The sequence below is a fragment of the Gordonia sp. VNK1 genome (assembly GCF_040049135.1).
Lineage (GTDB): Bacteria > Actinomycetota > Actinomycetes > Mycobacteriales > Mycobacteriaceae > Gordonia > Gordonia oleivorans.
Genome location: NZ_JBDZDJ010000010.1, coordinates 58,709 through 85,131 on the forward strand (window position 1 = coordinate 58,709; position 26,423 = coordinate 85,131).

General features: G+C 68.8%; 26 protein-coding genes. 16 read left to right on the forward strand and 10 right to left on the reverse strand.

Annotation, left to right across the window (positions count from 1 at the left end; all coding sequences use genetic code 11):
• Window positions 1-35: 35 nt before the first annotated feature.
• The gene (locus ABLE94_RS14220; protein WP_348807214.1) at window positions 36-1,514 is read left to right on the forward strand and encodes a sugar porter family MFS transporter; all 1,479 of its coding nucleotides are present in this window, start codon (window positions 36-38) and stop codon (window positions 1,512-1,514) included.
• A gap of 15 nt (window positions 1,515-1,529) precedes the next feature.
• Here the strand turns inward: ABLE94_RS14220 and ABLE94_RS14225 are convergent, their stop codons facing one another.
• The 4 genes from ABLE94_RS14225 to ABLE94_RS14240 form a co-directional block, all read right to left on the reverse strand.
• Window positions 1,530-2,219, reverse strand: a complete 690-nt coding sequence (locus ABLE94_RS14225) for a lysoplasmalogenase family protein (RefSeq protein ID WP_348809076.1) — start codon at window positions 2,217-2,219, stop codon at window positions 1,530-1,532.
• Entirely contained in the window at window positions 2,216-3,490 is a 1,275-nt protein-coding gene (locus tag ABLE94_RS14230; RefSeq protein WP_348809077.1) for an alpha/beta hydrolase family protein, read from the reverse strand. Before ABLE94_RS14230 ends, ABLE94_RS14225 begins: the two co-directional genes overlap by 4 nt.
• Window positions 3,487-4,425, reverse strand: a complete 939-nt coding sequence (locus tag ABLE94_RS14235) for a hypothetical protein (protein ID WP_348807217.1) — start codon at window positions 4,423-4,425, stop codon at window positions 3,487-3,489. Before ABLE94_RS14235 ends, ABLE94_RS14230 begins: the two co-directional genes overlap by 4 nt.
• 230 nt (window positions 4,426-4,655) lie before the next feature.
• Window positions 4,656-5,507, reverse strand: coding sequence for an Rv1157c family protein (locus ABLE94_RS14240; protein WP_348807218.1), 852 nt, complete (start codon window positions 5,505-5,507; stop codon window positions 4,656-4,658).
• 392 nt (window positions 5,508-5,899) lie between these two features.
• On the opposite strand from ABLE94_RS14240, the gene ABLE94_RS14245 reads away from it, so the two are divergent.
• Genes ABLE94_RS14245 through ABLE94_RS14265 form a run of 5 tightly spaced genes read left to right on the forward strand, consistent with a single transcriptional unit; the run spans window position 5,900 to window position 10,923 of the window.
• The gene (locus ABLE94_RS14245) at window positions 5,900-6,886 is read left to right on the forward strand and encodes a thiamine ABC transporter substrate-binding protein (RefSeq protein ID WP_348807257.1); all 987 of its coding nucleotides are present in this window, start codon (window positions 5,900-5,902) and stop codon (window positions 6,884-6,886) included.
• Complete coding sequence (locus ABLE94_RS14250; RefSeq protein ID WP_348809078.1) at window positions 6,886-8,514, forward strand: ABC transporter permease; 1,629 nt, start codon at window positions 6,886-6,888, stop codon at window positions 8,512-8,514. Before ABLE94_RS14245 ends, ABLE94_RS14250 begins: the two co-directional genes overlap by 1 nt.
• Window positions 8,514-9,584, forward strand: coding sequence for an ABC transporter ATP-binding protein (locus ABLE94_RS14255; RefSeq protein ID WP_348807220.1), 1,071 nt, complete (start codon window positions 8,514-8,516; stop codon window positions 9,582-9,584). The genes ABLE94_RS14250 and ABLE94_RS14255 overlap by 1 nt, the downstream gene beginning before the upstream one ends.
• Entirely contained in the window at window positions 9,581-9,997 is a 417-nt protein-coding gene (locus tag ABLE94_RS14260) for a (deoxy)nucleoside triphosphate pyrophosphohydrolase (RefSeq protein ID WP_348807221.1), read from the forward strand. Before ABLE94_RS14255 ends, ABLE94_RS14260 begins: the two co-directional genes overlap by 4 nt.
• Window positions 9,994-10,923 carry an EamA family transporter gene (locus ABLE94_RS14265; RefSeq protein ID WP_348809079.1) on the forward strand — a complete coding sequence of 310 codons (930 nt, stop codon included), beginning with the start codon at window positions 9,994-9,996 and terminating at the stop codon, window positions 10,921-10,923. The genes ABLE94_RS14260 and ABLE94_RS14265 overlap by 4 nt, the downstream gene beginning before the upstream one ends.
• 216 nt (window positions 10,924-11,139) lie before the next feature.
• On the opposite strand, the gene ABLE94_RS14270 is transcribed toward ABLE94_RS14265, so the two are convergent.
• On the reverse strand, window positions 11,140-11,787 hold the full coding sequence (locus ABLE94_RS14270) for a lysophospholipid acyltransferase family protein (protein WP_348807223.1): 648 nt from the start codon (window positions 11,785-11,787) through the stop codon (window positions 11,140-11,142).
• A 61-nt stretch (window positions 11,788-11,848) separates the two neighbouring features.
• Between ABLE94_RS14270 and ABLE94_RS14275 the strand changes: the two genes are divergently transcribed.
• A complete protein-coding gene (locus ABLE94_RS14275; protein ID WP_348807224.1) occupies window positions 11,849-12,469 on the forward strand; it encodes a TetR/AcrR family transcriptional regulator in 621 nt (206 codons plus the stop codon).
• A 197-nt stretch (window positions 12,470-12,666) separates the two neighbouring features.
• Here the strand turns inward: ABLE94_RS14275 and ABLE94_RS14280 are convergent, their stop codons facing one another.
• Window positions 12,667-12,843, reverse strand: coding sequence for a hypothetical protein (locus ABLE94_RS14280; RefSeq protein WP_348807225.1), 177 nt, complete (start codon window positions 12,841-12,843; stop codon window positions 12,667-12,669).
• Between the two features lie 143 nt (window positions 12,844-12,986).
• Here ABLE94_RS14280 and typA point away from each other — a divergent pair, with 143 nt between their 5' ends.
• The 7 genes from typA (at window position 12,987) to cofG (ending at window position 22,102) form a co-directional block, all read left to right on the forward strand.
• Window positions 12,987-14,897 (forward strand): translational GTPase TypA, encoded by a 1,911-nt coding sequence (typA, locus tag ABLE94_RS14285; RefSeq protein ID WP_348807226.1) that lies wholly within the window; start codon window positions 12,987-12,989, stop codon window positions 14,895-14,897.
• A gap of 113 nt (window positions 14,898-15,010) precedes the next feature.
• Window positions 15,011-16,894, forward strand: a complete 1,884-nt coding sequence (locus ABLE94_RS14290) for an ABC transporter family substrate-binding protein (RefSeq protein WP_348809116.1) — start codon at window positions 15,011-15,013, stop codon at window positions 16,892-16,894.
• Entirely contained in the window at window positions 16,891-17,763 is an 873-nt protein-coding gene (mshB, locus tag ABLE94_RS14295) for an N-acetyl-1-D-myo-inositol-2-amino-2-deoxy-alpha-D-glucopyranoside deacetylase (RefSeq protein WP_348809080.1), read from the forward strand. The genes ABLE94_RS14290 and mshB overlap by 4 nt, the downstream gene beginning before the upstream one ends.
• Window positions 17,763-18,137, forward strand: coding sequence for a facilitated glucose transporter (locus ABLE94_RS14300; protein ID WP_348809081.1), 375 nt, complete (start codon window positions 17,763-17,765; stop codon window positions 18,135-18,137). The genes mshB and ABLE94_RS14300 overlap by 1 nt, the downstream gene beginning before the upstream one ends.
• Before the next feature lie 75 nt (window positions 18,138-18,212).
• Window positions 18,213-19,337 carry an FO synthase gene (locus ABLE94_RS14305; protein ID WP_348809082.1) on the forward strand — a complete coding sequence of 375 codons (1,125 nt, stop codon included), beginning with the start codon at window positions 18,213-18,215 and terminating at the stop codon, window positions 19,335-19,337.
• Entirely contained in the window at window positions 19,334-20,848 is a 1,515-nt protein-coding gene (locus ABLE94_RS14310; protein ID WP_348807230.1) for a flavin-containing monooxygenase, read from the forward strand. Before ABLE94_RS14305 ends, ABLE94_RS14310 begins: the two co-directional genes overlap by 4 nt.
• 9 nt (window positions 20,849-20,857) lie before the next feature.
• A complete protein-coding gene (cofG, locus tag ABLE94_RS14315; protein ID WP_348807231.1) occupies window positions 20,858-22,102 on the forward strand; it encodes a 7,8-didemethyl-8-hydroxy-5-deazariboflavin synthase CofG in 1,245 nt (414 codons plus the stop codon).
• Window positions 22,103-22,130: 28 nt separating this feature from the next.
• On the opposite strand, the gene ABLE94_RS14320 is transcribed toward cofG, so the two are convergent.
• Window positions 22,131-22,499 (reverse strand): rhodanese-like domain-containing protein, encoded by a 369-nt coding sequence (locus tag ABLE94_RS14320; RefSeq protein ID WP_348807232.1) that lies wholly within the window; start codon window positions 22,497-22,499, stop codon window positions 22,131-22,133.
• An 11-nt stretch (window positions 22,500-22,510) separates the two neighbouring features.
• Window positions 22,511-23,161, reverse strand: a complete 651-nt coding sequence (locus tag ABLE94_RS14325; RefSeq protein WP_348807233.1) for a cupin domain-containing protein — start codon at window positions 23,159-23,161, stop codon at window positions 22,511-22,513.
• 359 nt (window positions 23,162-23,520) lie between these two features.
• Here ABLE94_RS14325 and fdxA point away from each other — a divergent pair, with 359 nt between their 5' ends.
• Both fdxA and dapC read left to right on the forward strand, forming a co-directional pair.
• Window positions 23,521-23,853, forward strand: coding sequence for a ferredoxin (gene fdxA / locus ABLE94_RS14330; RefSeq protein WP_348807259.1), 333 nt, complete (start codon window positions 23,521-23,523; stop codon window positions 23,851-23,853).
• Between the two features lie 9 nt (window positions 23,854-23,862).
• Window positions 23,863-24,966 (forward strand): succinyldiaminopimelate transaminase, encoded by a 1,104-nt coding sequence (gene dapC / locus ABLE94_RS14335; RefSeq protein WP_348807234.1) that lies wholly within the window; start codon window positions 23,863-23,865, stop codon window positions 24,964-24,966.
• Window positions 24,967-24,985: 19 nt separating this feature from the next.
• Here dapC and dapD read toward each other — a convergent pair whose 3' ends face one another.
• A complete protein-coding gene (gene dapD / locus ABLE94_RS14340) occupies window positions 24,986-25,951 on the reverse strand; it encodes a 2,3,4,5-tetrahydropyridine-2,6-dicarboxylate N-succinyltransferase (RefSeq protein WP_348809083.1) in 966 nt (321 codons plus the stop codon).
• Window positions 25,952-26,024: 73 nt separating this feature from the next.
• Entirely contained in the window at window positions 26,025-26,300 is a 276-nt protein-coding gene (locus ABLE94_RS14345; RefSeq protein ID WP_348807236.1) for a hypothetical protein, read from the reverse strand.
• Between the last annotated feature and the right edge of the window lie 123 nt (window positions 26,301-26,423).

Below are 26,423 nucleotides of genomic sequence, written 5' to 3' on the forward strand. Positions count from 1 at the left end.
ATTCCAACCGACGGACCCGGACAGATGGGTTCTCCATGTCTGAAGCGCATCATGCGGAGATCGCAGAACAACACACGGCCAAGGTGATCGGGGTGTCCATCGCCGCGGCGGTCGGTGGATTCCTCTTCGGTTTCGACAGTTCGGTCATCAACGGCGCGGTCAGCTCCATCCAGGACACCTTCGAATTGAGCTTCCTCGTCAACGGATTCGCCGTCGCGATCGCTCTGCTCGGATGTGCGGTGGGCGCGTGGTTCGCCGGCCGGCTCGCCGACGTTTGGGGTCGCAAACGGGTGATGCTGCTCGGGTCCATCCTGTTCGTCATCTCGGCGATCGGAACCGCCTACACCCAGACCCTGTGGGATCTGCTGCTCTGGCGCGTCCTCGGCGGTCTCGGTATCGGTATCGCGTCGGTCATCGCGCCCGCTTACATCGCCGAGATCGCACCCGCCCGTTACCGCGGTGCACTCGCGTCGATGCAGCAGCTGGCGATCACCCTCGGAATCTTCGCGGCGTTGCTCTCGGACACGTTGCTGCAGAACACTGCCGGTGGTCCCGAGCAGGAATTGTGGTGGGGCCTGGAGGCCTGGAGGTGGATGTTCCTCGTCGGCGTCGTCCCGGCGGTGATCTACGGTCTGCTCGCCCTGTCGATCCCGGAGTCGCCGCGATATCTGGTGGGCCGCAACCGAGATGAGGAGGCCGCCCGCATCCTGCAGGAGGTGACCGGTGAGCCGAATCCGCTCGATCGGGTCAAGGAGATCCGGCTGACGGTCAAACGGGAGAAGGCCAGTTCGCTCTCGGATATCCGCGGACCGTCCTTCGGACTGCATCCGCTGGTGTGGGTGGGTATCTGGCTGGCGATCTTCCAGCAATTCGTCGGCATCAACGCGATCTTCTACTACTCCACGACGCTGTGGGAGTCGGTCGGATTCTCCACCGATGACGCGTTCACGACGTCGGTGATCACCTCGGCGATCAACGTCGGTATGACATTCGTGGCGATCCTGTTCGTCGACCGGATCGGGCGCCGGGTGCTGCTGCTGTGGGGCTCGGTCGGCATGTTCATCGGTCTGGTCATGGCGTGTGTGGCGTTCACCCAGGCCACCACCATGGTGGTCGACGGTGAACCGAAGACCTCGCTCGCCGACCCCTGGGGCACCATCGCCCTCATCGGTGCAAACCTGTTCGTCATCGCCTTCGCCGCCACCTGGGGGCCGGTCATGTGGGTGATGCTCGGCGAGATGTTCCCCAACCGCATTCGCGGTGTCGCACTGGGTGTCTGCACCGCGTTCAACTGGATCGCCAACTTCATCATCTCGATGCTGTTCCCGCAGATGAGCAAGGTGGTCGGACTCGGCTGGATCTACGGATTCTTCGCGTTCTGTGCGGCGGCGTCGTACTTCTTCGTCAAGTTCAAGGTGAGTGAGACCAAGGGGATGGAACTCGAGGACATGGATGCGGTCGCCGAGTCCCAACTGTCGGCCCGCGCGAGCAAGGCCGCGTCGAAGGCCAAGTGATCACCTCGGTGATCGTCAGTCCGCAAGGCCGTCGATGAGCAGGGCCTGCGCCGCGAAGTAGCTTGCCAGCACCCAGATCTCGGACAGTCGGCGCAGGCCCGGGTCGCCGATCAGGTGGCGCCGGTTGAGGATCGTCAGATCTGATGCGAGGAACAGCAACCCGCCCACCCGTAGCGCGGGCTGATTCGTCGGTGCGTCGGCGGCCAGAGCCGACATAGTGGCGAGGGTGTTGCCGTAGGGGAGGAGCACCGCGAGCAGTCGAGGCCGATGCGCGGCGATCACGGCGGCGGACTCACCGAGGACCGCCACCCGTGGGAGCAGGGTGTGTGCACGGGGTCGAACGCCCCGCCGCCAGAGCAGCGCACAGTAGGACAATTGCGCACCCGCGAACAGGGTGGCGCCGCATGCGAGCCGAGAGTCCTTGAGTGTCAACGGATGCCCCACTGTGAGCCGACGCTCACCGTCGGCCGGCGACGGTGGGGTGAACTCTTCGAGGAGCATCGCCCGATCGCCGGCCGCCGAGAACGTCACCGCCGCGGTGAGCAACGCGTTGTCGATTCCCGGCCGGCCCCGCCATCCGCGGATGACCTCGCCGGCCAACAGCGCCAACGGAATCGGCTTGGTGACGGCGGCGGTGCGTCGGGTTCCGACGGCACCGACGACGGAGGCGAGCGCGGCGGCGGCGATGTAGGTTCGCGTGATCACCGGGTCACACGCGCGACGAAGGCGCGGACGTCGTTGTCCGACATGGTTTCCGCCTGTGACTCGATGGGCGTGAGATAGGTCCGGCCGTCGACGAGGCGGTCGGCGCGGGCGTCGGTGATGTACTTCAGTGTCAACGGCACGATCACCGCGGAGTCCTGCAGGGTCTGCGACATCAGCACCGGGCGGGTGAATCCGCGTGTCGGCAGAGTGGATGCGCTCGTCAGCAGCGTGGTGAGGTCGGTGTTGCCGGAGAGTGGTTTGCTGAACAACGAGCCGAGGTCGAGTCCGGTGGCCGCGCGGGTGAGGTCTCCGATGCAGAGGTTCTCGGCCTTGGTAACCCAGGACCGTCCGGTGTCGGTCAGGTAGGCGTTCAGGCCGACCTCGGGGTGGGCCTCACCGATCGCGGCCAGGGTGTACAGCGCGTCGGCCACCCACACCGGGGGTGCGGTGATCGTGGTGGTGGGCCCGAGTTTGCCGATCACGGAGGCGAATTCGGCCGGGATGGAGGTGGCCGCGGAGCCGCGGTAGTCCAGATCCGCACTGCGGGCACCGGATACGCCGCGCGCCAACACGACCGCCGCAGACGCGCCCTGACCCTCGCCGACCACCGCCCACTTCTTGGACAGTTGGTCGGAGATGTCGTGGCCGGCCGCCACCGCGTCGACGATGTTGCGTGCGGTGGCCTGCAGGTCGAAATACTGTGGGGTGCCACTGGTTCCGAGCCCCGCATAGTCGGTGCCGACCACCGCGTAGCCGCGGCCGAGCCAGGTGCGCAGTTGGTCGAGGTCGGCGTCGGTCGGGTGGACCGACGGCGCACAGTCGTCGGCGATGCCGCGGGAGCCGTGTGCCAACGCCACGACCGGATAGCCGCCGCGCGGTGCCGGCCGGGTGGGGAGGTAGAGCGACCCGGTCGACAGATGCGGCTGATCGTCGGCGCCCACGCTCCAGTAGGTGAACTGATGGCCGCTGCCGGCGCCCGCGTACAGACGGGAGCCGGGGATCTGGCGGTTGGCGTAGACGGTCCCGGGTGCACCGCCGGCGGCACTTGCCGGCGCCGCGGTTCCCGTTCCGGTCCCCGTCGACGTCGTCGGCGCGGAGGTCGTGGTGTCGACCGGTGACGCCGAATCGACGGCGGTGTCGGGATCGGCCTGGGCCAGGCCGATGACCGATCCGGTGACCCCGGTGGCCACGGCGATCGCGGTGGCCACCGCAGCGGTTGCGGTCCGGGTTCTGCGTGCGACCCAGCGGGGTCGGCGTCGGATGGTGATCACGCGGTCACGACGCCGACCGCGGGCAGGAAGTAGCAGGTGGTGGTGCCGTTCTGGGCGGTTCCGTAGACCGCCGAGAGGATGGTGCCGTTGCCGGTGGTCACCGGTGCCAGACGCACGGCGCCGAGTTGGCCGAAGATCTTCGACAGCATGGCGTTGTTCTCGCCGCCGAGGGGTTCGAGGTCGGCGAACCCGCCCTGCAGGGTGCTGGTGTTGAACCACGCCACCTGGATCTTGCCGCCGGTGGTCGCGGTGGCCGGCACGAACGCATAGGCGGTCTGACCGTCCTGGACGAGGTTGAACGGTTTCAGGGCGGGAAGGTTCGGGAAGAACTGCTGGAGCAGTGTGTTGAGGGCGGTGGTCGGTTCGGTTTTCATCGGCCACGGCCCGGCCACCGCACCGGCGCCCGCGGTGACGAGGCCGAGCGGATTGTCGGCGGTGGGGGCAGCGCAGAACGGTGCCACCGATGGCGTGAAGGATTGAATTCCCAAGGTGCGCAGCACCGACAGCGGATCGGTGGAGGCCGCGACGTCGGTGCTCGCCGCAACGGCGGTTCCGCCGCCGCTCAGGCCATCGAGCGGCAACTGTCCGAGCAATGCGGTGATCTGATCCGGGGAGATCTGGCCCACGCTGTTCTTGATGGTCTCGGCGGCCTTGAGGGCGATCTGATCGGCGCCGGCATCCTTCAGTGTGCGCACGGCCTGGGCCAGTGCGCTGTCGAGGGGCACGGCGCCGAGTTCCATCTCGTCGGGCAGCAGACCGTTCGGAGTCGAAGGTGTCGCCGTCGAGGGGGCGGCCGGGGACGCCGGTGCTGTCGGCGTGGTGGCCGGGGCGGCATGCGCGAGCCCTGCGCCGCCGGTTGCGACGGTGACCGCGACGGCGAGGCCGGTGACGGTGGTCATCAGGCGGCGGGGTCGGGTACGGATGACGCTGCTCATGGTTCTCCTCAACGGCAAAACGCCCCACCGCGTAGATGGGACGGATGTGACAGATTATGCTCAAGTTAAAAGAGAACACGAATGATGCGATATGAACAAGCTGAGAAGCCGAGTTGTGACGTGGCCGCGATCAGTGGGAGATGGTCACCGGGAGATGTGTCGCAGGGAGATGCTGCGGAACGCAGCAGCGCCCCGGCCGGTCGGCCGGGGCGCTGGCGTCGGGGGTGTGCTCAGATGATCGCGAGGCCGATGGTCGGCGCGATCGTGCAGGAGATGACGCGTCCCTTGGTCCTGGTGGTCACGTCGCCGTAGATCGTCGAGATGATGCGGCCCTTGCCGGTGCTCGCGATGCCGGTGAACGTTCCGGGTCCGCTGGTCGCGTTGATCTTGTCGTTGCGCTTGAGCTGCGTCTGCCCGGTACGACCGTTGTCGATGTTGATCCAGCTGGCCCACAGCTTCCGGGACGGGCTGTTGATCGCCGGACCCGTTCCGAGGCTGGTGTAGACGTATCCGGCCTGACCGCGCTTCGGGCCGGGTGCCGGTGCGGCCTGCGGGCCGGCGGTCACCAGGGCGCGGCCCAGGGAGTTGCCCCCGAGGGAGTTACCACTGCCGGGCATGCAGCCGAAGCCCAATGTCGGGTAGAGGAACTGCTGGATCTTCGGTGCGCCCGGGCCCTGCGGGATCTCCGGCTCGCCCGGCTTGGCCACCCGGCGCTCGGCGACCTGTGCGGCGGCGAGTTGACGTTCACCCGGCTCGCCGAGGAAATCGACGATCTGCTGCCAGATCTCGCGGACCTGGGCGGGCAGCTGCCGATTGTCGGCCATGGCCTGCGCCTGGCGGATCAGATCGGGATTGATCTGCCCGTCGGGACCCGGCGTGGTCACCGAGCCGATGATCGCGGGTGCGAACGCGCCGAGCGAGTCGAGGGTTCGCTGATCCGGCTGGGGGGTCGGGGTCGTCGGCGCCGCCGATGTGGACGGGGCGGCGGGTGTCGTCGGTGCTGCGGAGACGACGGCAGGGATGGCCAACGACATCGCGAGGGCGGCGGTGGTGGCCGCGATCAGGCGATGGGGTCGTCGCATCGATGCAGGGTGTCGCACGAGGCTGGTGTCCTCACAGGAGTCGGTGTGGGCCGACATCGGAGCGGGCCCACGAGGTCGCGGATCAGTCTAAGCCCCGTGGGAGGGGCGGTGTCCAGGCAGCCTATCGCGCCCGTCCTGTTGCTGATGTGACTATTGATGCAATTGTTACTGATGGTGTGTCGTTGGTGGTGTCGTGTCACGGTCGACGACCTGGTTAGATCGAGCGGGTGTGCTCCCGTGGGCGCGCCGTCTTCACCGCTCCATCGTTCACCGCATCACCGTCCAGCATCACCCGTACAGGGAGTCCCGTGAGCAACCCATATCGCCGTGTCCGACAGGCCGGATCGCCGGCGCCCGCACGACTCGTGCGTGTCGGTGTCGCACTGATCTCGATGATCGTCGGGGCGGCCACGATCACCGCCTGTGGTGACGACGCACAGTCCGGCGCCGAGGTCACGATGCTCACCCACGACTCGTTCAGCCTGCCCCAGGAGGTCCTCGACACCTTCCGCAACGAGACCGGACTGACGCTCAAGGTGATCAAGAGCGGCGATGCGGGCCAACTCGCCTCGACGGTGTCGCTGACCCCCGGATCGCCCAAGGCCGACGTCGTCTACGGCATCGACAACACCTTCGCCTCCCGCCCCATCGACGCCGGGGCGCTGGAGGCCTACGCCCCACCCGCGGCCGCCAACGGTGCCTCGGAGTTCGCGGTCGCCGGTGCCGAGGATCAGTTGACGGCGGTCGACCGCGGCGACGTGTGCCTCAACATCGACGACACCTGGTACTCCAGCCGCGGTCAGCAACCGCCGAAGAGCATCCGTGACCTGACCCAGCCGACGTTCGCCGCGCAGGCCGCGCTGCTCGACCCGGGGACGTCGTCGCCGGGAATGGCGTTCCTGCTCACCACGGTCGGAATGTTCGGGAGCAACTGGCAGTCCTTCTGGAAGGACGTCAGCGGCGGCGGTGCGGCCATCGTCTCCGGGTGGGAGATCGCCTACAACCAACTGTTCAGTGCGGGTGAGGGTCACGGGGACAAGCCGATCGTGCTGTCCTACGCCTCGTCGCCGGCCGCCACACCCGGCACGAGCGCTCTGCTCGACGGGTGCTTCCGTCAGGTCGAATACGTCGGCATCCTCAAGGGCACCCGCAACGCCACCGGGGCACGCAAGGTCGTCGACTTCATGCTCAGTCCGACGGTGCAGCGCGCACTGCCGTCGTCGATGTATGTCTATCCCGTGCAGAAGAACACGCCGCTGCCCGACGGCTGGGCGCAACGTGCCCCGCTACCCCAGTGGACGGTGACCCTGCCGCCGGAGTACGTCACCGCGAACCGGGACTCGTGGCTCGAGCAGTGGCGGGCCGCGGTCGGTCGCTGATGGTCGCAACTCCCGGCCGGGCGGCTACCGCCAGTGGGGCAGTCGCGCTCCGGGTGATCCCGGTGGCGTTTCTGGCGATCTTCTTCCTGTGGCCGGTGGCGGCACTGGTCCGGCGCGCGATCACCGTGCGCAACCCCGATGATTCGATCGGCGCACTCATCGATCGGACCCACGCCTGGCACCTCTTGGGAGTCACGCTCGCCCAGGCGGGCGCGTCGACGCTGCTCGCGCTCGTCGTCGCGTTCCCGATCGTCTGGCTCTACGCCCGGATGCCCGGCGCGGGGTCGGTGGTACTCACGGTGATCGTCACGGTGCCATTCGTGTTGCCGACCGTGGTTGTGGGCGTGGCGTTTCGGGCGCTGCTCAGTGGTCCGCTCGGTGGGTTGGGCGTGGGTGACGGGTGGAACGCCGTCCTCGCCGCACACGCCTTCCTGAATGTGGCGGTGGTGGTGCGGGTCGTCGGGGCGGCGTGGCGATCGCTGGACACCCGCGCCGAGGAGGCCGCGCGCACCCTGGGGGCCTCACGTTCGCGCGCCTGGTGGACGGTGGTGGCGCCGAGGCTGCTGCCGGCGCTGGGCGGGGCGGCCACCCTGGTGTTCCTGTTCTGCTCCACCAGTTTCGGGGTGATCATCATCCTCGGCGATGGGGCGCTGCGCACCCTGGAGACCGAGATCTACACCCAGGCGGTCGGCTACTTCCGCATCCCCGAGGCGGTCCTGTTGTCGATGCTGCAGATCGTGGTCGTGGTCGCGGTCCTGGTGTGTAGCAGGGTGTTCAGCGACACCGGCTCGTCGTCGGGTTCGGCCCGGGCCGGCCGTCGCCCGCCGCCGATCGGCGGCCTCACCTGGCTCGCGGTCATCGGCGCATGGGCATGGACCCTGGTGCTGCTGGTCGGGCCGATCCTGGTGCTCGCCATCCGTTCGGTGCGTCCGAGCGTCGGTGGGCAGTGGACACTCGACGGGTACCGGGCCATGTCGGTGCCCGTCAACGGTGTGACGCCCCTTGCCACACTGCGGTATTCGTTGACGACCGCACTGCTGGCGATGGTCATCGCGGTGGTGGTGGGTCTGCTCGCCGGTCTCGCGTTGCATCGCTCGCGGGGGGTGGCCGGGGTGATCGGCAACGGACTCGCGATGATCCCGCTCGGAATCAGTGCGGTGACACTGGGTTTCGGCTACCTCATCGTGCTCGCCGCGCTCCCGCCGGAGGTCGCGGCCTCGCCGCTGGTCATCCCATGCGTGCAGGCACTGATCGCCATACCCGTCGTCGTCCGCATCGTCATCCCGGCACTGGAGGCGGTGCCGCAGCGGTTGCGTGAGGCGGCCGCGGTACTCGGTGCCTCGCCGCTGCGGGTGTTCGCCACCGTGGATCTGCCTCTCATCGGCCGATCTGTCGGTGCGGCAGGCGGATTCGCCTTCGTGATGGCGCTCGGCGAGTTCGGCGCAACCAGCTTCCTCGCACGCGCCGACACCACGACGCTGCCGGTGATGATCGGGTCGGCACTCAATCGACCGGGAGCGACCGAACTGGCCACCGCGATGGCGGCCTCGATGGTGCTGGTGCTCGTCACCACCGGTGCGGTGCTCCTCGTGGAGTTCCTCCGGCCGCGAACGGGGACACTGATCTGATGTTGGAGCTGAGCGGTCTGCGCGTCTCCTACGGTTCGGAGACCATCATCGACGATCTCAATTGGATTGTGGGCGGCCCTGATTCGCTGGTGACCGCCTTGCTCGGGCCGTCCGGTTGCGGCAAATCCACCGTGATCCGGGCGGTCGCCGGACTGCAGCGACCCGATGCCGGGACGATCCGCTTCGACGGCGTGGATCTCGCCGGGATCCCCGCGCATCGACGCGATTTCGGCGTGGTCTTCCAGGACGGTCAACTCTTCACCGGACGCAGCGTCGCCGCCAACGTCGCCTACGGTCTGCGGATGCGCAGGTGGTCACGGGCCGCCATCGCCGAGCGGGTGGCGCAGATGCTCGACCTCGTCCGGTTGCCCGGTACCGGGAATCGCCGGGTGGAGGCGCTGTCCGGCGGGCAGGCGCAGCGCGTGGCGCTCGCGCGGGCGCTGGCCCCGCGGCCGCGTCTGTTGTTGCTCGATGAACCCCTCGCCGCACTCGATCGGCGCTTGCGGGACAGCCTCGCGACCGAGATCGCCGAGATCGTGCGGGAGGCCGGAACCCCGACGATCGTGGTGACCCACGACCATGCCGAGGCGGCCCTGATGGGTGACTCGATCGCGGTCATGCGCGACGGTGCGATCGTCCAGTCGGCCACCCCGGCGCAACTATGGAGCACGCCCGTCGATGCCTGGGCCGCACGGTTTCTGGGATGCACCTCGGTGATCCCGGCGACGGCGACCGCCGACGCCCGCCCCGGCTCTGACGCCGGTCCGCGCCGGTTCGACACCGGCCTCGGGCACATCGACCTCGATGTCGCCGCGGACTCCGTGGAACTCGGCCTGCGGGCCGAGTCGGTCCGGGCGACGCCGGTCGGTGCGACCGCAAAGGGATCGTCGGCAGAAGGATCGGCGATCCGGGGCTCGGTCCTCGTCGTCGCCGACCTGCCGTCCGGACCGCGACTACGGGTGCGCACCGAGTCCGGCGAGTACGACGCGGTCGGGCCGGCGTCGGTCGGCGTGGGCGACGTCGTCACCTTGCGCCTGGTGCCCGAACGGGTGGCGGTGATCGGGTCATGACGCCCCGACATGTCCTGGCCGGGGCGATCATCGATCCCTCGGGCCGCAAACTTCTTCTCGCGCAACGTGACCGACCGCCCGAGGTTGCCGGGCTCTGGGAGCTGCCCGGCGGCAAGGCGGAGCCGGGGGAGTCCGACGCGGCGGCACTGCGCCGGGAACTGGCCGAAGAGCTCGGCGTCGACGTCAGCGTGGGTGAGGCTCTGCGCGAACATGTTTCGCTGAGTGGCGACCTCGTCCTGGTGGCGATGTGGGCGCGGGTCGTCGACGGCGAGCCGGTGGCGCTCGAGCATCGCGCCGTACGGTGGGTCGATGCCGAGGAGTTGACGGCACTGGCCGCCGCGGCACAGATGGTGCCCGCGGACACGGCGTGGCTGCCACAACTGGTGGCGACGCTGGGGGAGCGCTCGCGATGAGTCGTCGGCTCGCACAGACGCTGACGGCGCCGGGATTGATGCTCGTCGGCGGTACGTCGATGTACCTCGGGGCCGCGATCGCGGTGGGCCTGTTCGATCGTCTCGAGCCCGCCGCGGTGGCGTGGTTGCGGATCGCCGGTGCCGCCGTCGCCCTGGTGGTGTGGGTGCGTCCGCCGGTGGCGGCCTGGCGTCGGGACCGACTCGTGCTTGCCGGGGTGTTCGGCCTGATCACCGCCGCGATGAACATCGCCTTCTACGAGGCGCTCGACCGACTACCACTGGGAACCACGGTGGCACTGGAGTTCCTGGGTCCGGTGGCCGTGGCCGCGTTCGGCTCCCGGACGCGGCGCGACATCGCCGCCCTGCTGCTGGCCGTCGTGGGTGTCGCGTTGATCGTCGACGTGCAGTGGTCGGCGACGCCGGCCGGGCTGGCGTTCGCGCTCATCGCCGCCGCGTGCTGGGCCGGATACATCGTGTTGGGCAAACGGGTGGCGCTGCGCGGTTCGGGGATCGAGGATCTCGCAACGGGTTTCGTCGTCGCCGCGGTCCTGACCTCGCCGCTGGCCTGGGGCCTGACCGACGCGTTCGATCCCGACGCCCCGACCCTTCGGCTGCTGGGTCTCGGTGTGCTGCTGGGCATCCTGTCCACGGCACTGCCGTATGCACTGGACCAGGTGATCCTGCGCAGCGTCGGGCGCGCGCAGTTCGCCATCCTGCTCGCCCTGCTGCCGGTGACCGCCGCGTTCGTCGGAGTGATCGTGCTGCGGCAGATCCCGCCCGCCGTCGAGATCGTGGGTATCGCGGCGGTGGCCGCGGCGATCGTCGTCCAGGCGGTCCGGCCGTCCGGCGCCGTGAACGACGCCGACGGTGCCGAGACCGATGGTGCCGTCACCGGAGACGGCCGGGCGACGCCACCCCCGAGCTGATTGCCGGCCGGCGAACTCCGCTGCCCACCGTCGTTGACAGCGCCCTCCTCGACGCTGACAGCGCTCGGTTTTTCGATGACAGCGCTCTCAATCCCGTTGACAGCGCTCAGTTCTCCGTTGACAGCGCTCAGTTCTCCGTTGACAGCGCTCTTGATTCGTTGACGGCGTCCGGCTTTTCACTGACGGCGCCTCCGCTGAATGTCGCGGCGATGAGGCTCATGGTCGCGAGGCATACGTATCGACGTAGGGTTGCCCGGCCAGGACGGCCACCTCGCGCATGATCCTGTCGGTGGCGGCCCGGGGGTCGGAGTTCGCGATGTCTTCGCATTCGACGGGGCGTCCGATGACGACGGCGACGCGGTGCGGACGCCAGATCCGGGTGTGTGGTGGGTTCACCCGTGCGCTGCCCCGCAGGCCGATCGGGATGATCGGCGCACCGGTGGCCTGGGCCACCCGGACGACACCGGTGTGGCCCTGATAGACCGCGTCACCCGGCGTGCGCGTGCCCTCGGGGTGGATCGCCCAGACCTCACCGCGGGTCAACGTGTCGATGGCCGCACCGAGCGCGGAATCCGAGTGTGCGCCGCCGCGCCGATCGATCGGGATCTGGCCCATGGCCGAGAAGAACCATCGGGTGGCGGCGCCGATCGCACCCGGACGTTCGAAGTACTCGCTCTTGGCGACGAAGGTGACCCGTCGTCGGGAGATCAGGCAGAGCAGCAGGGAGTCGATGAACGCGTGATGGTTCGCGGCCAGGATGACCGGACCGTTACGCGGCAGGTGTTCGCGTCCGACGACCTGCGGGCGGGTCACGATGCGCAGGATCGGTCCGATCGCCGCGTACTTGGCGAGCGCGTACCACATGGTTCCCCCTCATCGGTCACCGTAGACAATGTCTACGCCGCAACTGGTAGACAATGTCTACATGACGAGTTCGACGAGTGCAACGCCGGCGGATTCCACGTCCGGCCGGATCGTCGCCGCCGGGATCGAGCTGCTGGAGTCCGAGGGCATCGACGGCGTGGGCCTGCGGGCGATCGCACGACGGGCAGGGGTGTCGCACGGGGCGCCGCGCCGATATTTCCCGACGCACCGATCCCTGCTGGCGTCGATGGCCCGGTCGGGTCTCGAGGACCTGGCGGGTGAGCTGGGGCCGATCCTCGGCAGCGATTGCGACCCGCGGACCCGGCTCTTCGATGCCGCTTCCGCGTATGTCGATTTCGCGGTCCGGCGACGCGCCATGTTCGCGTTGATGTTTCGGCACGACATCCTCGACGGTGCCGGAGGTGACCTGCGCAGCCTGTCGGTGCCCTTGCTGACCGAACTCCGTCGGGTGCTCGACGCGGCGATCGACACCGCACCGTCGGGAAAGCGAGAGGCCCCCATGTCGGAGGGGCGTCGGTGGCGTCGCGCCGTGACGTTGTGGACGTCGATCCACGGCATCGCGGTGCTGGCCTCCACCCGCGCACTCGACCCGGTCGCCGACATCATCGACCTCGATGTGCGCGAACTCCTCGTCGGCGTCGTCGAGGCTGCGATCGGCTGATCGCTGCGGGTGAGGGCGCTGTCAACGTCAGGCCGGGCGCTGTCAACGACATCGAGAGCGCTGTCAGTGAAGTACGAAGCGCTGTCAACGGTGCGGGGAGCGCTGTCAGTGAGGAGGTGAGCGCTGTCAACGCAGGAGAGGGCGCTGTCAGTGCGGAGCTGAGCGCTGTCCGTGGGTAGGTGAGTGCCGCCGGCGCCTCAGGCCGCGCGAGCCTTCTTGAGCGCCTTGTTCAGGTCCTTCTTGCTCATGCCCGCGATGTCGAGTTTCGCCATCCGGTGGATGACGACGGGGCAGCGGACGCAGCGGGTCTTCGACCTGCAGCACTTCTTCTTGGGCGTCAGATCGCGTACCTTCGCCGGGTTGGGCTTGCCCATGCCCATGACCGTAGCATCGGCCCTGCCGGTGCCGGTCGACCTGCTGTGATCGCGGTCTCCCGGATGGACCCGATACCCTGTCAGCTGTCGTCAGTCCCATGGCCTGATCGTCGGCCCACCCCAAGCACACGAAAGAGATCTCAGTGAGCGCTGCTCCCAACTTCCGCAACGTCGCGATCGTCGCGCACGTCGATCACGGCAAGACCACGCTGGTCGATGCGATGCTCCGGCAGTCCGGGGTGTTCGGTGAGCGCGCCGAGCTCGTCGACCGCGTCATGGACTCCGGCGACCTCGAACGCGAGAAGGGCATCACCATTCTCGCCAAGAACACCGCGGTGCACCGTCGTCAGCCCGACGGCACCGAGGTCGTCATCAACGTCATCGACACCCCGGGTCACGCCGACTTCGGCGGCGAGGTCGAGCGTGGTCTGTCGATGGTCGACGGTGTGGTGCTGCTCGTCGACGCCTCCGAGGGGCCGCTGCCGCAGACCCGCTTCGTGCTGCGCAAGGCACTCTCGGCGTCGTTGCCGGTGATCCTGGTGGTCAACAAGACCGATCGCCCCGACGCCCGCATCTCCGAGGTCGTCGAGGAAACCCACGACCTCCTGCTCGATCTCGCCTCCGATCTCGACGAGGAGGCCGCCGCGGCCGCCGAGCTGGTGCTCGATCTGCCCGTGCTGTACGCCTCGGGCCGGGCCGGCATCGCGAGCACCGTCGAACCGGAGAACGGTCAGGTGCCCGAGGGAGAGAACCTCGACCCGTTCTTCGACGTTCTGCTCGAGCACGTCCCGGCGCCCAAGGGGGATCCGGACGCCCCGCTGCAGGCCCACGTGACCAACCTCGACGCGTCGCCCTTCCTCGGGCGTCTCGGGCTCGTCCGCATCCACAACGGCACCCTGAAGAAGGGCCAGACCATCGGATGGTGCCGCGAAGTCGACGGCGAGCCCGTCGTGGAGAGGGCCAAGATCACCGAACTGCTGGCCACGATCGGCGTCGACCGGGCACCCGCCGAGTCCGCGGTCGCCGGCGACATCGTCGCCGTCGCGGGCATGTCCGAGATCATGATCGGCGACACCCTCGCCGACGCCGAGAACCCGGTTCCGTTGCCGCGCATCACCGTCGACGAGCCGGCCATCTCGGTGTTCATCGGGACCAACACCTCCCCGCTCGCCGGCCGCGTCAAGGGCCACAAGCTGACCGCCCGCATGGTCAAGGACCGGCTGGATTCGGAGTTGATCGGCAACGTGTCGCTGCGCGTGCTCGACATCGGCCGCCCCGACGCGTGGGAGGTGCAGGGCCGTGGCGAGCTCGCCCTGGCGATCCTCGTCGAGCAGATGCGCCGGGAGGGTTTCGAGCTCACCGTCGGCAAGCCGCAGGTGGTCACCCGCAAGGTCGACGGCAAGGTGCACGAACCCTTCGAGCACCTGACCATCGATGTCCCCGAGGAGTATCTCGGTGCGGTGACCCAGCTCCTGGCGGCACGCAAGGGCCGGATGGACCAGATGAACAATCACGGCACCGGATGGGTCCGGATGGAGTTCACCGTGCCCTCGCGCGGCCTGATCGGTTTCCGGACCGACTTCCTCACCGAGACGCGCGGCACCGGCATCGCCAACGCCGTCTTCGACAGCTACGGCCCGTGGGCCGGCGAGATCCGGGCGCGGCACACCGGCTCGCTGGTCAGTGACCGGGCGGGCACCGTCACCCCGTTCGCGATGATCCAGCTCGCCGACCGCGGAACCTTCTTCGTCGATCCCGGCGACGACACCTACGAGGGTCATGTCGTCGGCATCAACCCACGTGCGGAGGATCTCGACATCAACGTGACCCGCGAGAAGAAGCTGACCAACATGCGTCAGTCGTCGGCGGACGTGATGGAAACCCTGGCCAAGCCGATGCAGCTGGATCTGGAGGGGGCGATGGAGTTCTGCGCCGGCGACGAGTGCGTCGAGGCGACCCCCGAGGTGGTGCGGGTGCGTAAGGTGCACCTGGATGCCACGACCCGCGCCCGGGAACGGTCGCGCGCCAAGACGCGCGACGCCGCCGCGGGCTGATCCGTACGAGGCGTTGAAGTCGGGGGTCATGCAGGTGTGGGGGTGAACGGTTGGTGGAGGAGCAGGCACGGGTGCACCGACGGGTGAGTTCGAGGTGGCGTCGGTGGTCGCTGATGATGGCGGCCGTCGTCTCGGTCCTCGCGATGGCCGGGTGTACCGCCGACCCGCCACCGCCCGTGCGCGACACCGCCACCCCGCAGACCCCGGCCGAGTACCCGAACGAGAAAACCATCTACGTCGCCACCGAATCGATCGGTGCGGGATTCAACCCGCATCTCGGTGCCGATCAGAGCCCGGTGACCACGGCCATCGCCGCGATGACCCTGCCGAGCGCCTTCCTGCCCATCCAGACGCCCGACGGGGTGGTGTGGCAGCGCAACGATGCGGTGGTCACCTCGGCGGAGGTGACCTCGACGAGCCCGTTCACCGTGACCTACCGCATCCAGACGAACGCACAGTGGTCCGACGGGCTCCCCGTCACCGGGGACGACTTCAACTACCTGTGGCAGCAGATGTCGCGGCAACCCAATGTGGTGGCCCCCGCCGGGTACCGGCTGATCGACTCGGTGACGTCGAGTTCCGGCAGCAAGGTCGTCGAGGTCCGGTTCGCCCAGCCCTATCCGCGGTGGCGTGAGTTGTTCACTGATCTGCTGCCCAGCCACGTCCTGCGCGGCGCACCGGCCGGTTTCCAGACGGGCATGGACTCCGGGAAACCGGTGTCGGCCGGTCCTTTTCAGGTGTTCTCCATCGACACCACCCGCGACGAGGTGCGGTTGATCCGCAACGACCGCTACTGGATGACGCCGTCGACGCTGGATCAGATCGTGCTGCGGCGCGCGGGTACCGACTCGCAGATGATCGATTCGATCCGTTCCGGCGGTTCGGCGATGGCCACGGTCGGTGCCGGTCCGGCCACCTCCGCCGAACTGGCGGCGGTACCCGGGGTGACCGACCAGCGCAGCCCGACGTCGCGGGCCTTGACGATCAGCGTCAACGCCCGGACCCCGGTGATGAGCCGGGTAGAGGTCCGCCGCGCGATCCTCGGCATGATCGACACCAACCTCGCGACCCTGGCCAGCGCCGGTGACCGGGTGGTGGCGCAATACGCGAACACCGTGTACGCGCCGACCGATCCGGGATATTTCCCGGTCACCCGGACGCGTCCGGGCCCCGAGGCCATCGACGGTCTGCTCGCGGCGGCCGGATACCGGCGGGGAGCGGCGGCGTCGAACACTGCATCGAGCACTGCGTCGAACACGCCGGCGAGCGGCACGGCCTCCTCGGCCCCCACCTCCGGGTCGGCGAGTACCACCGCCCCGTCGTCCCCGGCCGACGAGTCCGCTCCGGAGTCGTCGGAGCCGTCGTCGACCACCACGATCCCGGCGGTTCCCGAAGGTGTTGCGCCGTATCAGCGCGACGGCCAGGACCTGGTGGTGCGGGTGGGCTCGATCAGCGGTGATCCGCGCTCCACGTCGGCGGCGTCGAACATCGTCGATCAGCTCCGTGCCAACGGGGTCCGCGCGGTGGTGGTACCGCTGCCCAACAGCGACCTCTACGGTGTCGCGCTCACCGAGTCCCGGGTCGATCTCGTCGTCGGCTGGACCGGACTGGGGGTGCCGCCGGCCGCGGCCCTCGCCTCCCAGGTCGATTGCGACCAGCCGAAGCCGGGAACCGAACCCTCCTTGTCGACGCCGCCGACCCCGACGAGTGTCGCGCCGAGCCAGGATGCCTCCGGTGCCGACAGCGTCTACGCCAGCAACATCTCGGGCGTGTGCGATCCGGCACTGATCGACCTTGCGCGAGCGGCACTCTCGGCCGAAGACCCCACCGACCTGCTCAATGACGCGGAGCCACTGCTGGCGGACGCGGCGATCTATCTGCCGCTCTACCAGGACAGCATGGTGGTCGCGTTGACACCCGCGGTCACCGGGGTGCCGCTGTCCGGACCCATCCAGGTCTCCGTCTACGGGACCGCGGCCACCTGGGATGTGCGATGACCCCGTCACGACGCCTGTTGCTCCTGCACGCCCATCCCGACGACGAGACGATCATGACCGGCGGCACCATCGCCCGCCATCTGGCGCAGGGCGTCGACGTGCGGGTGCTCACCTTCACCCTCGGTGAGGAGGGCGAGGTCATCGGCGACGAGTGGGCCCGGCTCGTCGCCGACGGAGGTGCCGATCAACTCGGCGGCTACCGCATCCACGAACTCACCCGCGCCCTGGCCGAACTGACCCCCGAGGGTCGGGAGCCACTGCGTCCGCGGTTTCTCGGCGGCGCCGGACGCTGGCGCGATTCCGGGATGGCGGGCACCCCGTCGGCCGAGCATCCCCGCGCCCTGGCCCAGGCACCCTTCGAGGAGGTGGTGGCGGCGCTGGTCGACGAGATCGTGGAATTCGACCCGCAGGTCGTGGTCACCTATGACGCCGCGGGCACCTACGGACATCCGGACCACAAGACCGTGCACGAGGCCTCGGTGGCGGCCCTGCCGATCGCCGCGGAGCGCACCGGACGACAACCCGCGGTGTATGAGTCGGTGACCGAACGAACGGCCCTGGCGGTGGGTCTGGCCGTCGCCGCCGACCGGGTCCCGCACGGCTGGCGGATGCCTGCCGACGGCGAGTTGCCCGATTACCCCGATGATCAGATCACCACCGAGATCGACGTCACCTCCGTGCTCGACCGCAAGGCGGCAGCGCTCGCGGCGCACGCCACCCAGGTGACGGTGGCGGCCTCGGGTACCGAATACGCCCTGTCCAACAACATCCTGCAGCCCGTCTTCACCCACGAACACTTCATCCGGCGCGACGCGGCGCAGCCCACCGGGACACGCGGCGCCGACCTGTTCGGCGGGGTGGCGCGCTGATGCGTCCGGCCGACCGGATCCTGCTGGGGCTGCTGATCCTCGACGGTCTGGTCGTCGGTCTCCTCTCGGTCGGATTCTGTTACCTGCGGTTCTGGGGTCAGCCGATTCCCGTGGTCGCCGTCGCGGCCGGGATACTCAACGTCATCCTGCTCTGGCTGGCCGCTCGTCACACCGACGGGCCGCTACGGTTCGGGCCGCTGGTGGCGTGGCTGATCGTGGTGCTCGTCGCCGCGTTCGGCGGACCCGGCGGCGACGCCGCGCTCTACCTCGGCGGGACCACCGTGGCCGCCACACTCATGCTGATGGTGTTCGGCCTGGGACTGCCGATGGCGCTCGTCTGGTCGGGCCGCCTGCCGGAACCGGACATCGAGTAGCACGGGCGCCGGGCGACGCCGCCGGATGGGACCGGCGAGAACAGTGGGTGGGTTCACGACGGTTACAGTGTGGACATGGTTTTGCGCGCGTGGGCGACCGATCGTCTCGCCCCCGTCGAGCAGGTGACGGCGGCGTTGGCCGCGGTGACCGCCGACCCGGCCGACGTATCGGACGAACAGTGGGTCGCGCTGCTCGGTGCCGACGGCACGGCGCTGGAGCACCTGTGTGCACTCGCCGATACCGCCCGCCGCCGGGTCACCGATCCCGACACGCTGACCTTCGTCGTCAACCGGAATCTTGACACCGCGGTGGCCGCGACCCTTCCGACGCGGGGGCCGTCGCTGGAGGACCTCGTGCTCGAGGCGGTCGACGGCGGCGCAACCGAGATCTGCATGCAGGGCCCCTTGCCGGAAGATGCCCCGGCCGACGGATATCTCCGTCTGATCGAGCGGATCACCGCGGCGGCGCCGGTGCATCTGCACGCGTTGCGGCCGCCGGAGATCCGCGACGGTGCACGCCGGATGGGTATCGGCATCGACGACTTCCTGCACAGTGCTCGCGATGCCGGGCTCGGTTCGGTACCGGGTACCGCCGCGCAGATCCTCGACGACGAGGTGCGAGCCGCGCTGGCCCCGCCCGGCGTCCCCAGCGCGGTCATCGAGTGGACCGAGGTCATCGAAGCGGCGCACCAGGTGGGGCTGTTCTCCACCGCGACACTGCTCTACGGGCATCTCGAGACGCCCGCCCACCAGGTGGACCACCTTCGACTGCTCTGCGACATCGCCACGCGGACAAAGGGATTCAGCGAGTTGATCCTGATGCCGATGGTTGCGCAGAACACCCCGGCGCATCTGCGTGCCGAGGCGGTGGCGACGGCGTCGACACGGGAGACCCGTGCGCTGCACGCCGTCGCCAGGTTGATGACCCTCGGGTGTTTCGATCACCTGCAGGTCGCCTGGACCAAACTCGACGCCGACACCGTCGATGCGGTGCTCGCCGGCGGCGTCGACGACATCGGGGGAGTGCTGCTCGACGGCGTCCTCTTGCCGCAGGCCGGTGCCGAGGCAGGCCGCGTCCTCGACGTCGAGGCCCTCACCGGGTTCGCGGACCGCGGCGGGCGGATTCTGCGGCAGCGGACCACCGCCTACACCGACCCCGCGCCCGATCGCCTGCTGCGACTCGACGGGGCCGTTCGGTGACCGACACCGCCGTCGACGTCACCACCGTCGACGTCGCCATCGTCGGAGCCGGCTTCGCCGGGATCGGGCTGGCGACCCACCTGGCCCGGCGCGGCACCGAATCCTTCGTCGTCCTCGAACGCGCCGACGCAGTCGGCGGAACGTGGCGCGACAACGTCTACCCGGGAATCGCCTGCGACATCCCGGCGCATCTGTACTCCTTCTCGTTTCTCCCGCCCGTCGACTGGACGTCGGTCTATCCCAGCGGCGCCGAGGTCCGCGCGTATCTCGAACGGACCGTCGGCGACGAGGGGCTCTCGGCGAGTATTCGTCTGAACACCGAATTGACCTCGGCGCGTTGGGATTCCGTAGAACGTCTGTGGCGGTTGACGACGGCGGGTCCCAGCGGTGCGGGCCGGTTGCACGCCCGTGTGCTGACGTTGGCGGTCGGTAGATTGTCCGAGCCCGTCATCCCTGACATCGACGGGTTGGCCACCTTCGACGGACCGGTGATGCACACCGCCGCATGGGATCACGCCCTCGACCTGTCCGGCATGCGGATCGGCGTCGTGGGGACCGGGGCGTCGGCGGTGCAGGTCATTCCGCACCTGGCCGACGTCGCCGACGAGCTGGTGGTCTTCAGCCGGACGCCACCCTATGTGGTGCCCCGTGACGACCGGGAACTCGACGCCGACGAGCGTGCCCGGCTGCGGGATCCGCGGGCCGCCGCACAATATCGCGACGAATTGTTGGCCACCGCCGACGCGGCGTTCGCCCAACGCCTGCGACTGCATCCGGACATCGACGAGATCCGCTCCCGCGCACTGGATCACCTGGCATCGCAGATCACCGATCCGGTGCTGCAGGCCGATCTCACCCCCGACTACGAGATCGGCTGCAAGCGCATCCTGTTGAGCGACGACTTCTATCCGACACTGTTGCGCGAGCACGTCGTCTTCGAGGCCAGCGCCCTCGAATCGGTGTCGGAATCGAAGGCGAGGGCCGCCAGCGGACGCAGTCACGACCTCGACATCCTGGTCATGGCAACGGGTTTCGAGGCGGCCCGACCGCCGGTCGCCACCCGGATCACCGGCCGCGGCGGGCATCTGCTCGCCGACCACTGGGCCCACGGGATGGTGTCCTACGCGTCGACGGTCGTCAGTGGGTTCCCCAACATGTTCGTCCTCGACGGCCCGAACGCCGCACTCGGCCACAACTCGGCGATCTACATGATCGAAACGCAACTCGATTACCTCCTCGGGGCGCTCGATCACCTGGCCGCCGACCCCACGCCGCTGGAGGTGACCGCCGCCGCCGAGCGGTCCTACACCCGCGAGATCGACGCGCGCGCCGCCGACACCGTCTGGCTGACCGGTTGTGACAGTTGGTATGTCGACCCCGACAGTGGTCGCCTGACGCTGCTGTGGCCGGGAACCGCGGCGTCCTTCCGGGAACGCAACGGCACTTTCGACCCGGCGCCCTTCCGCCACCCCGGCCACCCGGAATCGTCGCCCACCGACGCAGAGGAGTGACACCTGAGCATGCCCGCACCCGACATCGCCGCCGCACTCGAGCAGGCGCGCACCCGGACCGACCTCGACGTCGACGCCGTCGCCGCGCTCTTGTCCTGTGCCGGTGACGATCTGCAGTCCCTGCAGCGGATCGCCGGCCGGCTCCGCGACGAGGGTCTGGCCGCCGACGGCCGCGGCGCCCAGGTCACCTACTCACGCAAGGTGTTCATCCCGCTGACCCGACTGTGCCGGGACCGCTGCCATTACTGCACCTTCGTGACGATCCCCGGCAAGCTCACCCGCGCCGGTCAGGGCATGTACCTCGACCTCGACGAGGTCGTCGACATCGCCCGCAAGGGTGCCGAACTCGGTTGCAAGGAAGCATTGTTCACCCTCGGTGACCGTCCCGAGGACCGGTGGCCGCAGGCCGCGGAATGGCTTGCCGAGCGGGGGTATGCCTCCACGCTGGACTATGTCGCCGCCGCCGCGGTCGCGGTGCTGACCGAGACCGGCCTGCTGCCGCACCTGAATCCCGGCGTGATGAGTGCCGAGGAAATGCAGGCGCTGCGTCCGGTGGCCCCGTCGATGGGGATGATGCTCGAGACCACCGATCGCCGACTGTTCACCGAGAAGGGGCAACCGCATCACGGCAGTCCGGACAAGGACCCGCTGGTCCGCCTGCAGGTGTTGCGCGACGCCGGTGCGGTGCGGATTCCGTTCACCACCGGCATCCTGGTGGGCATCGGCGAAAGCCTCATCGAGCGTGCGCGATCCCTCCTGGAGATGGCCGACATCCACCGGGCGGGCGGCCACATCCAGGAGGTCATCGTGCAGAACTTCCGGGCGAAACCCGATACCGCCATGCGCGGCACACCGGACGCCGAGATGACCGAATTCCTCGCCGCGGTCGCCACCGCGCGAGTGGTCCTCGGACCGCACATGCGCATCCAGGCACCACCGAATCTGGTGTCGGCCGCCGAATGCGAGGCGCTGATCGCCTCCGGCGTCGACGACTGGGGCGGGGTGTCACCGCTGACCCCCGATCACGTGAATCCCGAACGGCCGTGGCCGAATCTGGACGCTCTCGCCGAGATCACCGCGGCATGCGGGTTCCGGCTCACCGAACGACTCACCGCACAACCGCGCTATATCCGTGACGGCGCCACCTGGATCGATGCCTCACTGGCCGAACACGTTGCGGCACTGAGTGATCCGAACAGTGGTCTGGCGGCGGACGTGTGCCCGGTGCCGCTTCCGTGGCCGGCGGTCGCCTGAGCGGGCCAGGAGCGTCGAGGTCGAGGCGTCAGTCCGCGATCTGCGCGAGTGCCTGGAATCCGCCGATCACGTCGGTGGCCCGATGAAGTCCGAGTTGCTGCAGCGACGCGGCCGCCAGGCTCGAGGTGTAACCCGCCGAGCACAGGATGATCCAGCGCACGTCATGGTCGACCGCCTGTGGGATGCGGGCGTCGCTGGCCGGATCGCATCGCCATTCCAGGACATTGCGTTCGATGACGAGCGCTGCGGGTACCTCGCCCTCGGCGGCACGTTGGGCCGCCGGACGGATGTCGACGAGGACGGCGCCCGCCTCGAGTTCGGCGGCGAGGTCCTCGGCGGGCAGCCGGACCAGACCGTCACGGGCCCGCAGCAGCATGTCATCGATCGTCATCGCCATGCCCGCCGACGCTACTCCGGTTCATTGGTCAGTTCGGTCCTGGTGCGGCGCAGCGAGCCGCTCTCGGTGACCTCGTAGAACGACATCGCCGTCAACGGCGGCGCATATGCGTGCACGCTCAGGGTGGGACCGGGATGCACGTCGATCGCGGTGTCGTCGCCGCGGCTGTCGGCGTCGAGCAGGTCCCGACGTGGTGGTGTGCTGTCGTGATGCTGCACGTCGTGCACCCAGCCCAGCGGGAAGGCCGCCTGGTCACCGGCGGTCAGGATGCGCAGGGCCAGGTCGTGTCCGGTCCAGCGGTACTCCCGCAGGTCGCCGGACAGAACCGTCAACGCACCCAGGGAACCGGCGTGGTCGTGCAGATCGGTGGAGCGGTCCGGGGTCCAGCTGATCAGCCACAGGTCCAGGTCGTCGTCGGACTCCAGGCGCGTCGACCAGCGTTCCACCGGGTCCCAGGACTCGGGGAGCAGGTGGTCGTATCGGCCGTCGATGACGTCGGCGACGCCCTGATCGGTGATGCGGAGCAGGTCGGCGGGGCGCAGGCGTGTCGGGAGGTTCGCCGTCGGGCGGGAGCGTCCGGCGCCGGCATGGGTGCCGGTGCCGGTGCTGGTGCCGTGGTCTCGGCTGGCGATGGCTCGGCGGGAGGGCAGGGTTGCGGTCATGAGGTCTCCTGGGTTCTACGGGTTGGTGGTCGCAGGGCGGGACATTCGACAGCGCCGGCGACACCAAAGCGATGGAGTGCTCACGTCGACCAGGGTGAATGCACGCAGATGTTTGCGCGAGGGTTGTCGTCATGGTGAGCGCAACGGGCAGGTGGTGTGATTTACACCTCAGGTGCGGGCGGTGACCAGGGGCGGGTGTCGAAAGCGACGGTGCCGGGGGCGATACTGTAGGACGACACGTGTGCGTGGCGTGAGCTGCCGTGCCACCACCCGCGTCGGGTGCGACCAGCCCTCGCACCGTCGATCGGCCGTTGACGAGGTGACGTGCCGACCCGAGAGCGTTTGCAGCGAAGGAGTGTCTGGTGACCTACATCATCGCGGAGCCCTGCGTGGACGTGATGGACAAGGCATGTGTGGAGGAATGCCCGGTCGATTGCATCTACGAAGGTGGTCGCAGTCTCTACATCCAGCCGGATGAGTGTGTGGACTGTGGTGCCTGCGAGCCGGTGTGTCCGGTGGAGGCGATCTTCTACGAGGACGACATCCCGGATGAGTGGGAGCCGTATCTGAGCGCCAATGCCGACTTCTTCGACGACCTGGGATCGCCCGGCGGTGCCAGCAAGGTCGGCAAGACCGATTACGATCCGCCGTTCATCAAGGAACTGCCCCCGATGAACACCGACGAGGACTGAGTTCGCACAGTGAGCCGTCGCCGCGTCAGCGCCGCGCTGCCCGACTTCCCGTGGGACACCCTCGCCGACGCGAAGGCGTTGGCGAACTCGCATCCCGACGGGATCGTCGATCTGTCCGTGGGTACCCCGGTGGATCCGGTCGATCCGCTGATCCGGGAGGCGCTGTCCGGTGCCTCGGAGTTTCCCGGGTATCCGACGACCGTCGGGACGCCCGCCCTGCGGGAGGCCGCCGCCGCGGCCCTGACCCGCCGTTACGGCGCCACCGGGCTCGACGAGTCGTCGATCCTGCCGGTCATCGGTACCAAGGAGGCCATCGCCGGGGTCGTCTCGCTGCTCGGGGTCACCGCCGGTGACACCGTGGTGATCCCCGAGGTGGCCTATCCCACCTACGAGGTGGGTGCGCTGCTGGCCGGCGCCACGCCGGTGCGCGCCGATTCGACCGTGGCGCTCGGCCCGATTCGTCCGGCCGTGCTGTTCCTCAACTCGCCGTCGAACCCGACCGGCAAGGTGCTCGGCGTCGATCACCTGCGCAAGGTGGTCGAGTGGGCGCGCGAACGTGACACCGTCGTCATCTCCGACGAGTGCTACCTCGGGCTGTCGTGGGATGCCGAGGCGGTCTCCATCCTCGATCCGCGGGTCAGTGACGGTGATCACCGCGGATTGCTCGCGGTGCACTCCCTGTCGAAGATCTCCAACCTCGCGTCCTACCGCGCGGGCTTTTTCGCGGGTGACCGCGACCTCGTCGCCGAGTTGCTGGCGGTGCGCAAACACGCCGGACTGATGGTGCCCTATCCGATCCAGGTTGCGATGACCGCGGCGCTGACCGACGACGGGCACGTCGACGCACAGCGCAAGCGGTACGAGACGCGACGTGCGGAACTCGCGGCGGCAGTGCGTGCCGCGGGCTTCACCATCGATCACTCCGAGGCCGGGCTGTATCTCTGGGCAACGCGTGGTCGCAACGGTCGTGACACCGTGCGGTGGCTGGCAGAACGCGGGATTCTCGCGGCGCCCGGCGACTTCTACGGGCCCGCCGGTGTCGACCATGTGCGGATCGCGCTCACCGCGACCGACGAACGGATCGCGGCCGCGGTGGCGCGGCTGGCGGAGTGACCCGCCACCGGTAGTTCTGTCAGTTCTTGTGCAGTGCCGCGTTGAGGGCGATGCCGTCGCCCTTCCACGCCACCACCTCGACCGCACCGGTGAGGCTGTTGCGACGGAACAGCAGGTTCGACTGGCCGGCGAGGTCACGTGCCTTCACGGTGGTGCCGTCCGGGCCGGTGACCTTGGTGCCGGCGGTGACGTACAGGCCGGCCTCGATGACGCAGTCGTCGCCGAGCGGGATGCCGCAGCCGGAGTTCGCGCCGAGCAGGCAGCGCTTGCCCAGGACGATGCGTTCCTTGCCGCCGCCGGACAGGGTGCCCATCGTCGACGCGCCGCCGCCGATGTCGGAGCCGTCGCCGACCACCACGCCCGCCGAGATGCGGCCCTCGACCATCGATTCGCCGAGGGTGCCGGCGTTGAAGTTGACGAAGCCCTCGTGCATGACCGTGGTACCGGGTGCCAGGTGGGCGCCGAGACGGACCCGGTCGGCGTCGCCGATCCGCACGCCGCCGGGTGCGACGTAGTCGACCATGCGGGGGAACTTGTCGATGCTGTACACGGTGACCGCGCCGCGTGCCTTCAGGCCGGCACGCACGGTTTCGAAACCGTCGACCGCGCACGGACCGTGATTGGTCCAGACGACGTTGGCGAGTTTGCCGAAGATCCCGTCGAGGTTCGCGCCGTGTGGTGCGACGAGCCGATGCGACAGCAGATGCAGGCGCAGGTAGACGTCGTAGGTGTCGATCGGTTCGGCGTCGAGATCGGCGATGACGGTCGAGACGGCAACGGTCTTCACGCGGCGGACGGCGTCCTCGCCGACGAGCGGGGCGAGGGTGGCCGGGATCGCGGACTCGGAGAGGATCTCGGTACCGCTCTGACCCTCGGCTCCCAGTGCCGGCTCGGGGAACCAGACGTCGAGAACGACGCCGGGATCACCGGAGCCCCCGTTGGTCACGGTGGCGATTCCTACTGCGTGTGCACCATTGTTCGTCACGGGGATTGAGCTTACCGGTCAGCCGCGCCCGGGCTTGACGGTGCCGGGCGCGGTCGCGATCCTCCGGTCGGCTCTAGCTGCGGTAGTCCCGCTGATAGTGCCGCTTCTCGGTGTCGGTGTAATCCGGGACCAGCGCGCTGTGATGGAGCTTGCGTCCCATCGTCGTCATCATCACGGCGGTGACGCCGAAGCCCACCACCGTCACCACGGCGGCAATGATTCCGAGCACGGTGTGCCCACCGGCGAACGCCACCAGCGTGATCGCCAGTGCCGCGAACGCGACGAGCATCAGGACGAAGGCACCGACTCCGGCCGGATGTTGGCCATGGGTGTCATGATGAGCGGACATGATGATCATCTCCTTGTAGTGGATCACCCGCTTCACTTCCAGTCTACGACTTCGGCGCCGACCCGTGGCCGATTGGTCCGGATTGATCAGATCATCCGAACGGTGGAAGTTCCTGGTCGGCGG

What these genes read in the sequence shown, in the direction of transcription:
- ABLE94_RS14305 (WP_348809082.1), top strand. Translation starts at nt 18,213, where the DNA reads ATGGTTTTGCGCGCGTGGGCGACCGATCGTCTCGCCCCCGTCGAGCAG.
- ABLE94_RS14240 (WP_348807218.1), bottom strand. Translation starts at nt 5,507, where the DNA reads ATGCGACGACCCCATCGCCTGATCGCGGCCACCACCGCCGCCCTCGCG.
- ABLE94_RS14320 (WP_348807232.1), bottom strand. Translation starts at nt 22,499, where the DNA reads ATGGCGATGACGATCGATGACATGCTGCTGCGGGCCCGTGACGGTCTG.
- ABLE94_RS14235 (WP_348807217.1), bottom strand. Translation starts at nt 4,425, where the DNA reads ATGAGCAGCGTCATCCGTACCCGACCCCGCCGCCTGATGACCACCGTC.
- ABLE94_RS14250 (WP_348809078.1), top strand. Translation starts at nt 6,886, where the DNA reads ATGGTCGCAACTCCCGGCCGGGCGGCTACCGCCAGTGGGGCAGTCGCG.
- ABLE94_RS14345 (WP_348807236.1), bottom strand. Translation starts at nt 26,300, where the DNA reads ATGTCCGCTCATCATGACACCCATGGCCAACATCCGGCCGGAGTCGGT.
- ABLE94_RS14325 (WP_348807233.1), bottom strand. Translation starts at nt 23,161, where the DNA reads ATGACCGCAACCCTGCCCTCCCGCCGAGCCATCGCCAGCCGAGACCAC.
- ABLE94_RS14220 (WP_348807214.1), top strand. Translation starts at nt 36, where the DNA reads ATGTCTGAAGCGCATCATGCGGAGATCGCAGAACAACACACGGCCAAG.
- ABLE94_RS14255 (WP_348807220.1), top strand. Translation starts at nt 8,514, where the DNA reads ATGTTGGAGCTGAGCGGTCTGCGCGTCTCCTACGGTTCGGAGACCATC.
- ABLE94_RS14260 (WP_348807221.1), top strand. Translation starts at nt 9,581, where the DNA reads ATGACGCCCCGACATGTCCTGGCCGGGGCGATCATCGATCCCTCGGGC.
- ABLE94_RS14275 (WP_348807224.1), top strand. Translation starts at nt 11,849, where the DNA reads ATGACGAGTTCGACGAGTGCAACGCCGGCGGATTCCACGTCCGGCCGG.
- ABLE94_RS14300 (WP_348809081.1), top strand. Translation starts at nt 17,763, where the DNA reads ATGCGTCCGGCCGACCGGATCCTGCTGGGGCTGCTGATCCTCGACGGT.
- ABLE94_RS14290 (WP_348809116.1), top strand. Translation starts at nt 15,011, where the DNA reads ATGATGGCGGCCGTCGTCTCGGTCCTCGCGATGGCCGGGTGTACCGCC.
- ABLE94_RS14280 (WP_348807225.1), bottom strand. Translation starts at nt 12,843, where the DNA reads ATGGGCAAGCCCAACCCGGCGAAGGTACGCGATCTGACGCCCAAGAAG.
- ABLE94_RS14245 (WP_348807257.1), top strand. Translation starts at nt 5,900, where the DNA reads ATGATCGTCGGGGCGGCCACGATCACCGCCTGTGGTGACGACGCACAG.
- cofG (WP_348807231.1), top strand. Translation starts at nt 20,858, where the DNA reads ATGCCCGCACCCGACATCGCCGCCGCACTCGAGCAGGCGCGCACCCGG.
- ABLE94_RS14265 (WP_348809079.1), top strand. Translation starts at nt 9,994, where the DNA reads ATGAGTCGTCGGCTCGCACAGACGCTGACGGCGCCGGGATTGATGCTC.
- ABLE94_RS14270 (WP_348807223.1), bottom strand. Translation starts at nt 11,787, where the DNA reads ATGTGGTACGCGCTCGCCAAGTACGCGGCGATCGGACCGATCCTGCGC.
- mshB (WP_348809080.1), top strand. Translation starts at nt 16,891, where the DNA reads ATGACCCCGTCACGACGCCTGTTGCTCCTGCACGCCCATCCCGACGAC.